General features: G+C 74.8%; 4 protein-coding genes and 1 pseudogene. 2 read left to right on the plus strand and 3 right to left on the minus strand.

From position 1 onward, the window contains the following. Positions 1–505: 505 nt before the first annotated feature. Both QSJ97_RS02220 and QSJ97_RS25155 read right to left on the minus strand, forming a co-directional pair. Entirely contained in the window at positions 506–1,534 is a 1,029-nt protein-coding gene (locus QSJ97_RS02220) for a DUF4115 domain-containing protein (RefSeq protein WP_434220877.1), read from the minus strand. A gap of 45 nt (positions 1,535–1,579) precedes the next feature. Continuing rightward, positions 1,580–2,503: pseudogene (locus tag QSJ97_RS25155) on the minus strand (helix-turn-helix domain-containing protein); the annotation flags it as partial. Between QSJ97_RS25155 and QSJ97_RS02225 the strand changes: the two are divergent. After that, on the plus strand, positions 2,388–2,744 hold the full coding sequence (locus QSJ97_RS02225; RefSeq protein WP_285669898.1) for a hypothetical protein: 357 nt from the start codon (positions 2,388–2,390) through the stop codon (positions 2,742–2,744). The pseudogene QSJ97_RS25155 and the gene QSJ97_RS02225 sit on opposite strands and share 116 nt — an antisense overlap. A 323-nt stretch (positions 2,745–3,067) precedes the next feature. On the opposite strand, the gene QSJ97_RS02230 is transcribed toward QSJ97_RS02225, so the two are convergent. Beyond that, a complete protein-coding gene (locus QSJ97_RS02230) occupies positions 3,068–5,359 on the minus strand; it encodes a xanthine dehydrogenase family protein molybdopterin-binding subunit (RefSeq protein ID WP_285669899.1) in 2,292 nt (763 codons plus the stop codon). 185 nt (positions 5,360–5,544) lie between these two features. Here QSJ97_RS02230 and QSJ97_RS02235 point away from each other — a divergent pair. Further along, positions 5,545–6,264: sortase domain-containing protein (locus QSJ97_RS02235; RefSeq protein ID WP_285669900.1), on the plus strand; the 720-nt coding region annotated here is incomplete at its 3' end.

The raw sequence follows: 6,264 nt of genomic DNA on the forward strand, positions 1-6,264 counted from the left end.
GCCCGCACCGATCCGGGGTGCGGCGGCGGCATCCTGCGTGCCGGGACGGGGCGGGGAGCCGAAGGGAGCCGTGGAAACCGAAAGGGGCCGGGGGTCAGTCGGTGTCGAGGGGGGCCGCGCGCTGTTCGGCGGGGCCGGCCGGGCGGCTGCGGTGGCGCGGGGCGATCGCCTCGCCTCGGAAAGACTTGGCAGGGGCGTCGCCCGCGCCGAGCCGGGGTGCGGCGGCGGCATCCTGCGTGCCGGGACGGGGCGGGGAGCCGAAGCGAGCCGGGGGGCCGTGAAAACCGAAGGGGCCGGGGGTCAGTCGGTGTCGAGGGGGGCCGCGCGCTGTTCGGCGGCGCCGGCCGGGCGGCTGCGGTGGCGCGGGGCGGTCGCCTCGGCCCGGCAGGACGTGGCAGGGGCGTCGCCCGCGCCGATCCGGGGCGCGGCGGCGGCATCCTGCGTGCCGGGACGGGGCGGGGAGCCGAAGCGAGCCGGGGGCCGCGGAAACCGAAGGGGCCGGGGCTCAGTCGGTGTCGAGCGAGGCCGCGCGCTGTTCGACGCCGCCGGCCGGGCGGGCGATGCCCTCGAGCGCGCCCTCGGCGGCGGGGAAGCGCTCGCGGATCGCGGCGGCGGCCAGCGAGATCCCGCCGAGCACCGCGCCGCGCTTGCCGACCGGCCCGTGCGGCGCGCCGTCGACCACCAGGAAGAGCCCGCCGGCATTGCCGGTGCGCAGCTCCGGCCCCTCGATGCGCGGCGGCAGCTCGAAGTTCCTGCCGGCCTCGAGGATGCCCTCGAAGATCACCGCGCGGTTCTCGTCGCGCACCCGGATCCAGGTCCGCTCGATGGCATGCACGGCGACGCCGCGGCGCGCGCCGCGCGGCTCCGGCCCGGCGGCGGCGAGCTGCACCCGGGCGCTGCCGGCGCCGATCCGCTCGCCGGCCGCGCCGCTGCGCACCGCCAGCGCCAGCCGGCGCACCGCCTCGTCATGCGCCGCGGCCAGCGCGATCGCGTCGTCGGCGGAATCGACCTCGGCGGCGGTGATCGTGCCCTCGGGCAACGGCCCCGGGCTGCGCGGATCGACGCTGCGCGCCGGCGCCCGGGCGAACACCCCGGCCTGGTTCGGGTCGATCGCCGAGATCGGCCCGTCGCGGCGCTGGATCGGCGGCTCGTCGTCCGGCGCGAAGACCGCGGCGAGCACCCCGTCGGCGCCGTAGACCCCGGCATCCGGGCGGCTCAGCGCCTCGCCGAGCGCCTCGGCGGCGAGCACCCGCGGCGGCTCGGCGGCCACCTCCGGCGCCTCCGGCAGCGGCGCGAAGCCGACCCGCTGGACGTTCTGCAGCAGCGCGAAGCCGCCATAGCCGATGCCGCCGACCAGCGCCACCAGCGCCAGCGCCGAGGCCAGCCAGCCGAGCGAGACGCGCGCCGCGAAGCGGCTCTGGCTCGGCACGTTGGCGAAGCGCGACTGGTCGAAGGGCGAGCCCTCGAGGCGCTGGCCGATGCGTGCGCCCGGCGGTGCGCCGGTCACGCCCCCGAAGGCGGCGCTCGGCGGCACGAAGCCGGATTCCTCGCAGAAGCGGAGATAGAATTCCTCGGGGTCGACGCGCAGGTAGCGCGCATAGGAGCGCACATAGCCGGACACCACGGAGGGGTTGGGAAAGGCGGCGAGATCGGCGTTCTCGATGCCGAGGATCAGGCTGGCCTTGATGTGCAGCTCGCGCTCCACATCCTCGATCGACTTGCCGAGGGAAGCCCGCTCGCCCCGGATCTGGTCGCCGAGCGTGACCTCGTAGTCGTCATATCCCCGAAGCTCCATTCGGGTCACCCCTGCTCTCGAAATCCCGCCGTACCGCTTCTTGCTGTCGTTTCGCCGCCGTTTCCGGCGTCGCCGCGCCTTCTTTTGCCCGAGAGTATCGCAAATGCGACAGCCACATGCAATCTTCGAAGCCCGTCTTGACGCAAGAATTTGGGCTCTTCGCGCGATGCAACTCAAAATGCAGCGTTGCGAACAGCCGCACACGCCCTGCGGGCAACGCACTGCCCGGCAAGGTGCCGCCGCATGCCAGGGCATGTCCCGCCGTGTTCGAGAGCCCCTCGGCACGCGCCGGAGAGAATCGTTCCCCCGTCTCCCCGGTGCCTCATTCGGTTCCTGCATCATTCGGCCATGAAGGTCCAGCCCTTCGCAATCCGAATTTTTCAACCTTGGGTTGTGCATTTTCCGCCCCGCCGCGCCCGCCGCGCCCGCCGCGCGCATTCCGTGCAGGTTCAGGGCAGCTTTCGCCGAATTGCGGCAGGACCGGCCAAATCGGGACAAGCCCCTGCCATCGCAGGGTGAAATGCTGATGAGGCGCGCCGCCCCCGAAACCCGAGACAGGGCCCCCGCGCCGCCGATCCGAGGAGCCGGACCAATGCCGAACGCCATCGTTCTCACCGACCCCGCCCGCCCCGGCCAGGCACGCCGCGCCGCCGGCTGGATCACCGCGACCCTCACCGCCGCCGGCTTCGCCGACCGCGCCGGCCGCATCGCCGCCAGCATCGAGGAGGGCTGGGACGAGCTGGTCGCCACCGTCTACCCCCGCGCCGGCCACGACCAGATGCTGCTGCTGGCGCTGAACGACCGCGCCGGGCGCATGAGCCTCGAGCTGGTCGCCGAACGCCAGGGCCGGGTCCGCGCCGATTTCGCCGCCCGCGCCGCCCGCTTCGGACTGATCGCCGAGAAGACCGCTGCGGTCGAGGGCCTCGCCCGCCTGCGCCTCGCGCTCTGACCCCGCGGCCGCCAGACCGGCCGGCGCGCCGCCCGGGCGCGCCGGGCCGCCCGCCCCGATAGCCCCGGCCCCCGTCCCCCCCCGGGCAGCACCGCCGCCCTATTCGCCGGGCGGGTTGGCCGGTGCCGGCACCGTGAGGAGATCCACGTCGGGACGCGGCACGGGGGCAATCCGGTGACTCCGGCGGCCGGGGTGTCGGGGACCATGTGTCGAGGCCTGCGCGTCAGGGCCGGGGCGTCGGGGCCGGGGCGTCAGGGACCGGGGCGTCAGGGGCCTGCGCGTCAGGGACCGGGGGGCAGGCCCCGGGTTTCATGGCCCGGGCGTCAGGCGCGGCGGTTGAGTGCGCGCCAGAGGGTTTCGGCGGTATAGGGCGGCTCGACCGTCTCCGGTGCGGCGCCGGCTGCGGCCAGCGCGTCGGCCACCGCCGAGGCGGTCGCCGAGATGCCGCCGACCGCGCCGGCCTCGCCGCAGCCCTTGACGCCGAGCGGGTTGGTCCGCGCCGGCACCTCGAGGAACTCCACCGCGAAGCGCGGCAGGTCGGCGGCGCGCGGCATCGCGTAGTCCATGAAGCTGCCGGTCAGCGGCTGGCCGGTCTCCGGATCCCAGCGCGCCGCCTCCATCAGCACCTGGCCGATGCCCTGCACCACCCCGCCATGCACCTGCCCGGCGACGATCTCCGGATTGATCAGCCGGCCGAAATCGTCGACCACGGTGTAGCGGCGGAGCGCGGCCCGGCCGGTGGCGCGCTCGATGGCGATCTCGGCGATGTGGCAGCCGTTGGGGAAGGTGCTGGCCCGGCCGTCGACCGCGCCGGCGCCCTCGATGCCGCCGGCCTCGGCGGCGAGCGCGGCGAGGCTGACGCTGCGGTCGGTGCCGGCGATGCGGAAGGCGCTGGCGGCGGCGTCGAACTCGATGTCCGAGGGCGCCGCCTCGAGATGCTCGGCGGCCAGCGCGCGGCCCTTCTCGCGGATCTCGCCGGCGGCGAGCAGGATCACCCGGCTCGCCATCTTCGCCGAGCGCGAGCCGCCGGTGCCGCCGCCGGCCGGCAGCGCGTCCGAATCCCCCTCCATCAGCGCGATCCGCTCGAAGGGCAGCCCGGTCTCCTCGTGCAGGATCTGCGCCCAGGCGGTGGCATGGCCCTGGCCGTTGGACTGGGTGCCGACCCAGATCCGCGCGCCGCCCTCCGGGGTGACCTCGACGCGGGCGGTCTCCACCGGGCCGCCGCCGGTGCGCTCCATGTAGTAGGTGATGCCGATGCCGAGGGCATGGGTTTCGGCCTCCGCCGCGCGGCGCGCCTCGAAGCCGGCCCAGTCCGCCGCCGCCAGCGCCCGGTCGAGCACCGCATGGGTGTCGAGGCTGTCGAAGGTGAAGCCGCCATCGGTGGTGTGCGGCAGCATCGCCGGGGTGACGAGGTTGCGCCGGCGGATCTCGGCGCGGTCGAGCCCCAGCGCCCGCGCCGCGGCATCCATCAGCCGCTCGGTGGCGTGGATCGTCTCGGGCCGGCCGGCGCCGCGATAGGCATCCGTCGGGGTGGTGTTGAGGAAGGCGCCGCGCACCCGGGCATGGATCCTCGGCACCCGGTACATGCCGCCGAGCAGCACCGCGGAGAACACCGTGTGCACCGCCACCCCGACCGAGGAATACTGCGCGCCGAGGCCGGAGACGGTGTCCATCCGGAGCGCGAGGATGCGGCCCGCGGCGTCGAAGGCGCCCTCGACCCGGCCGCGCATGTCGCGCCCCTGGGCATCGGAGAGGAAGCTCTCGGAACGGTCCGCCACCCAGGCGACCGGGCGGCCGAGATCCTTCGCCGCCAGCGCCGCCAGCGCGTATTCCGGGTGGGTCATCAGCTTCATGCCGAAGCCGCCGCCGACATCCGGCACCCGCACCCGGATGCGCTCCGGCGCGACGCCGAGGGAGACCGCCATGCGCCCGCGCATGCCATGCGCGCCCTGGCAGCCGACCCAGGCCTCCCAGCGGCCCTGGCCCTCCGCCCCCGCGGGGTCGTAGGCGACGGCGATGGCGCGCGGCTCCATCGGCGCCACGGCGACGCGCTGGTTGGTGACCCCGGCCTGCACCACATGCGCCGCGCCGGCGAAGATCGCCGCGACCTCGGCGGCGTCGCCGTGGTGCCAGTCATAGGCGAGGTTGCCGGGCGCCTCCGGGTGCAGCTCGGGCGCGCCGGGGGCCAGCGCGGCGAGCGGGTCCACCACCGCCGGCAGCTCCTCGATCTCGACCTCGATCGCCTCGGCCGCGGCCTCCGCCGCCTCGCGCGTCTCGGCCACCACGAAGGCGATCGGCTGGCCGACGAAGCGCACATGGGTATCGGCCAGATGCGGCACCGTCACCGGCGCCGGCGGCGGGTCCATCGGGAACTCGTTGCCGAGCGGCACGAGGCGCCCGGCGATATCGGCATGGGTATAGACCGCGAGCACCCCCGGCATCGCCCGCGCCGCATCCGCCGCCACCGCGCGCAGCCGGCCATGCGCGACATCGCTGCGCCGCAGCGCGGCCACCGCCTGCCCCGGCAGGACGATGTCGCTGACATAGCGCCCGCGGCCCCGCACGAGGCGGTCGTCCTCGGCCCTGCGGACCGGCTGCCCGATGCCAAATTTCATGACATTCCCCCACGGCTGTGTTAGCCCCTTCGCTTCAGGGTGAGGTTGTGGCCTGTCGCGTTCTGATTGTCCATGCGGCCTGCCACTTGCGCGATGCGGGGATTTAAGACAAACTCCCAAAGTCGTGTCAGTACGCGTTTTCTTAGCCTGAGTTCGAAGGGTGGGCGAATCAGGAGCGAAAAGCGGTGTTCAAGGATGACCGGTTTATCTCGATCCTGAGCGGGGTCGTCTTGATGATCGCGATCGGGACCGTGGTCCAGCGCGGCGGCCCGCTTGTCGAGTACTTCACCGGCGAGGCCCCGGACCCCGTGCTCAACGGCGACCAGGCCGAGCTGACCGCCGGCCAGCTTGCCCGCATCGACGTGCTGCGCAACGACGACAACCTCTCCTCCGACGCCTTCGACAACCTGGTGATCGCGGCCCCGCCGGCCTGCGGCAAGGTCTTCGTGCAGGGCGGCGCGATCCAGTACCTGCCGGAGCAGCGCTGCGTCGGCCGCCAGGAGATCGGCTATGCCGTGAGCGGCGACGACGACCGCCCGGTGGGCCGCGTCTCGGTGCTGGTGCGCGCCGGGCGCATCGCCGAGGGCGCCTCGCCGCTGCCGGCGCCGCGCCCGGCCGATCTCGACGCGCCGGCGGTTGCCGCGGCGCCCGAGGCGCCCGCGCCCCCTGCCCTGCCCGGCACCGCGCCGCTCGGCACGCCGGGGCTGGCGGCGGTGGCAGGGCACCGTGACACCCCCCTGGCCTTCCTCGCGAAGCCCCGCCCCGGCGACCTGCTGGCGCTGGAGACCCCCGGCGGCGGCGTGCAGCGCTACCGCGTCACCCGCGCGCTGGTGGTGGACAGCCGGGAATGGCGCTTTCCGGTGGCGCCCGAGGGCCCGCGGCGGCTGGCGCTGGCCACCTGCTGG

The sequence above is a fragment of the Paralimibaculum aggregatum genome, assembly GCF_030270585.1.
In the GTDB taxonomy this organism is placed as follows: Bacteria; Pseudomonadota; Alphaproteobacteria; order Rhodobacterales; family Rhodobacteraceae; genus Thermohalobaculum; species Thermohalobaculum aggregatum.

What these genes read in the sequence shown, in the direction of transcription:
- QSJ97_RS02225 (WP_285669898.1), top strand. Translation starts at nt 2,388, where the DNA reads ATGCCGAACGCCATCGTTCTCACCGACCCCGCCCGCCCCGGCCAGGCA.
- QSJ97_RS02230 (WP_285669899.1), bottom strand. Translation starts at nt 5,359, where the DNA reads ATGAAATTTGGCATCGGGCAGCCGGTCCGCAGGGCCGAGGACGACCGC.